The sequence below is a fragment of the Micromonospora sp. NPDC049580 genome (assembly GCF_040675595.1).
Taxonomy (GTDB): domain Bacteria; phylum Actinomycetota; class Actinomycetes; order Mycobacteriales; family Micromonosporaceae; genus Micromonospora.
Genome location: NZ_JBFAPG010000585.1, coordinates 1 through 3,488, shown reverse-complemented (window position 1 = coordinate 3,488; position 3,488 = coordinate 1). Strand labels below are relative to the sequence as shown.

At 72.7% G+C, this 3,488-nt stretch carries 4 protein-coding genes; 1 reads left to right on the top strand and 3 read right to left on the bottom strand.

Going from position 1 to position 3,488, the window contains the following annotated elements:
• The 3 genes from AB0J68_RS29485 to AB0J68_RS29475 form a co-directional block, all read right to left on the bottom strand.
• A partial coding sequence (locus AB0J68_RS29485; protein WP_363941830.1) for a hypothetical protein occupies positions 1 to 287 on the bottom strand: 287 nt, incomplete at its 3' end.
• A 99-nt stretch (positions 288 to 386) separates the two neighbouring features.
• Complete coding sequence (locus AB0J68_RS29480; protein ID WP_354855834.1) at positions 387 to 1,352, bottom strand: hypothetical protein; 966 nt, start codon at positions 1,350 to 1,352, stop codon at positions 387 to 389.
• A 189-nt stretch (positions 1,353 to 1,541) separates the two neighbouring features.
• Positions 1,542 to 2,135, bottom strand: coding sequence for a pentapeptide repeat-containing protein (locus tag AB0J68_RS29475; protein ID WP_354855835.1), 594 nt, complete (start codon positions 2,133 to 2,135; stop codon positions 1,542 to 1,544).
• Positions 2,136 to 2,229: 94 nt separating this feature from the next.
• On the opposite strand from AB0J68_RS29475, the gene AB0J68_RS29470 reads away from it, so the two are divergent.
• Positions 2,230 to 3,462, top strand: coding sequence for a serine hydrolase domain-containing protein (locus tag AB0J68_RS29470; RefSeq protein ID WP_363941825.1), 1,233 nt, complete (start codon positions 2,230 to 2,232; stop codon positions 3,460 to 3,462).
• Positions 3,463 to 3,488: the final 26 nt, after the last annotated feature.

Below are 3,488 nucleotides of genomic sequence, written 5' to 3'. Positions count from 1 at the left end.
CCGCGCTCGATGAGCGCGGCGATCTCGGCGGCCCGCAATCCACGCAGCGCCAGCACCCGGGTGCCCCAACGGTGCAGCCGGCACGGGTGCGGGCTGGCGTCGTTGCGGCAGACCACCCCGCCGGACCAGCGCCGGGGCGCGTGCACCACCACCGCGCGCACCGCGAACTGGGCGTCCTCGCCCGTCACGTACGGCGGCAGGGGAATGTCGCGGAGCACCTCGCCGGGCAGCTCATCGGCGCCGGAGAAGACGGCGGGACGGACGCGGTGGGCGGTACTGCTGCTCATCTGCGCTGCCTCCACAGTGGAAGGTGAGACGGGGACAGCAGAAAGTTACGTCGCTGTCGACCGAGGGCGACGGACAAACTGTCCCGCCACGTGGACGGGTCAGCGCAGCGCGACGGCCTGGAGGCCGACGTTGCCGCAGTGCTCGGTGAAGACCTTCTCGACGGTCCAGGTCAGCACCAACCGGGCATTCTTCGGCAGCTCGAAGCGGATGGTGAACTGGGCGCTCTGGCTGGTGTACGGATCCTCCAGGCGTACGGTGCTGACCGGCCCCCCGGTGGACAGCCGGGCGTCCAGCCGACCCCGTGCCATCCAGATCCCGGCGTAGAGCTGAACGGTGCGCGGCGCCCCGCTGCCGGCGACCGTCAGCGTGAACCCGTTGCCCACGCCACAGGTGTAGACGCCGTTGGAACTGCCGCGATCGGACCGCTCGGGTGCGCCGTCGGACCAGCGGACGACCTCCTGATTGCCGTCCCAACCGACCCGGGTGCCCTTCCCACCACCGTCGACGATCTCCCCGGAGCCGGCGCGCTTGCGAACGGTCGAGTTGCCGCCGCGCAGCCCCCAGTGCATCCAGTCACGGGTGCCCACGGCGGTGAGGTCGACCTCGGCGGGCACCTCGGCGCGGCTCACCGACAGCGGCGACGCCCCCGGCTTCTTCGGCGGCGGGGCGGGCGCGCTCGTCGACGGTGGCGGCTCGGGCGAGGGCGGCCGCTCCCGGGGGCGCAGACCGGGCTGCGCCGGCCCGGCATCGGTGGCGTGCCCGTCGGCGGCCGGAAGGGCGGACGGTCGGGTGGCTCCGGCGGGCACGCCACCCGAGCCACCGACCGGACCATCGTCCGACTCCGGGCCGGACCGCGTGCCGACGTACGCGACGAGCAGCACGAGGCAGACCAGTGCGCCAAGCCCTTCCAGCGCCCAGAGCCGCCGCTGTCGGGCGCGGGCGAGCCGGCGCAGCGCCCGGTGGTTCAGCCCGAGGGCGACGCTCCGCGGCCGGTGCGACGGCGGTCGGCCGGTCGACTCGTCCCCGGCCCGCGAATCCGCCCGCGTACGGTCCTCGTCCGCCACCGACCCCTCCAGTCCGCCGCCCGGCCACCACCGCACGCGACGGGATCGACCGTCCACTGTGGGTCGCTTCACGTTTGCACGGGCGTGGTCGACACGCTAAATCGGGACAGGCTGGCGTGTCCAGTCCGGATCGGGACGGTATGGGACAGCCGGCGATCCCGCGATCGATCGACCGGGAGCGACCCCGCGTCAGCCGATCCGGAAGCCGAGCGCCTGCGCGATGACGAGGGCCTGCTCGGCGTCCACGATGGCGCCGGCCCGTTCGACCGACGTCGGATCCAGCGCAGTGAGGTCGCTGCGCCGCAGGTCGGCGCCGCCGAGGCGGCAGTTGTGCAGCTGCGCCCCGGAGAGGTCGACGCCGGTCACCGTGGCGCCGGTCAGGTTGGCCCCGGTGAGGTCGGCCTCGCGCATCCGCACGCCGCTCAGCCAGGCGGCGCGCAGGTCCGCGCCGGGCAGCGCGACGAACGACCAGTCGCCGCCGTCGACCCGCAACGGACGAAGCTCGCACTGGACGAAGCTGCTCCCGACCAGCTTGCAGCCGGTGAACTCGGCCTCGAAGAAGTTGCAGCGCCGAAAGACACAGCGGGTGAACGCCGAGTCGAGATGCCGGGACGCGTTGAACTGCACGTTGCCGAACGTGCAGCCGGTGAAGACCGCACCACGGGTGACCGCCTCGGTCAGGTCCACGTCGAAGAACTCGCACGCCACGAACTGGCGGTCGGTCAGCTCCTCGGCGTACCAGTCCTCGTGGCGGAAGGTCATGTCCTCGGTCAACTCCGGCATCCGGCCAGGCTAGTGCCGCCCACCGACGCCTCGGGACGGCCCGGTGGGGGCGGCCCCTTCCGGCGGGGGCGTACCGGCGAGTAGGTTCGGCGACGTGAGTGTGGCGCGGAGCAAGGACCCCGATCAGATCGGCTTCGACCCGGCGCGGCTGGCGCGGATCGACGAGCACTTCGGCGGGTACGTCGACGACGGCCGGCTGGCCGGCTGGCAGGTGGTGGTCACCCGGCGCGGCGAGGTGGCGCACTCCTCGACGTACGGCCTGCGAGATCGGGAGTCGGGCGCCCCGGTCGAAGCCGACACGCTCTGGCGGATCTACTCGATGACCAAGCCCGTCACCTCGGTCGCCGCCATGATGCTGTGGGAGGAGGGCCGCTTCGAGCTGACCGACGAGATCAGCCGCTGGCTGCCCGAGTTCGCCGACCTGCGGGTCTACTCGAAGGGCTCGGCGCTCAAGCCGTACACCGTGCCGGCGACCGAGCCGATCCGGGTCTGGCACCTGCTCACCCACACCGCCGGCCTGACGTACGGCTTCATGCAGACCTCGGTGGTCGACGGGCTCTACCGGGCGGCCGGCTACGACCTGTACCCGCCGGCGGACGTCGACCTGGCCACCGCCTGCGCGGCCTTCGGCGAGCTGCCTCTGCTCTTCCAGCCCGGCACGGCCTGGGGTTACTCGGTCGCCACGGACGTGCTCGGCCGGCTGGTCGAGGTGGTCTCCGGGCAGAGCCTGGACGCCTTCTTCGCCGATCGGATCTTCGGCCCGCTGGGCATGACGGACACCCGCTGGTGGGTCGAGGGCGACGAGGCCGAGCGGCTGGCCGCGCTCTACGCACCGGATCCGCGTAGCGGGCGGGCGGTCCGCTACGACCGGCTCGGCACGCTCGCGCACCACAAGCCCGGCCTGCTCTCCGGTGGCGGTGGCCTGATCTCCAGCGCCGCCGACTACCACCGGTTCACGCAGATGCTGCTGCGCGGCGGCGAGCTGGACAGCGTACGCCTGCTCGGGCCGCGCACGGTGCGTTTCATGACCCGCAACCACCTGCCCGGCGGGCAGGATCTGGGCACCCTGTCCACCGGCGGCTTCGCCGAGACCACCCTCGACGGGATCGGCTTCGGTCTCGGCTTCGCGGTGGTCGAGGACCCGATCCCGAGCCGGGTGCCGAGCAGCGTCGGCGAGTACTACTGGGGTGGGGTCGCCAGCACGGCGTTCTGGGTGGACCCGGCCGAGGAGATCACCGCGCTGCTGTTCACCCAGCTCATGCCGTCGAGCACGTACCCGCTGCGCTCCCAGCTGCGCCAGCTCGTCTACGCCGCCCTGGTCGACTGACCGGTGCGGGCCCGTCGACACGGCGG

Coding starts and splice junctions, on each gene's coding strand:
- AB0J68_RS29475 (WP_354855835.1), bottom strand. CDS start 2,135: ATGCCGGAGTTGACCGAGGACATGACCTTCCGCCACGAGGACTGGTAC.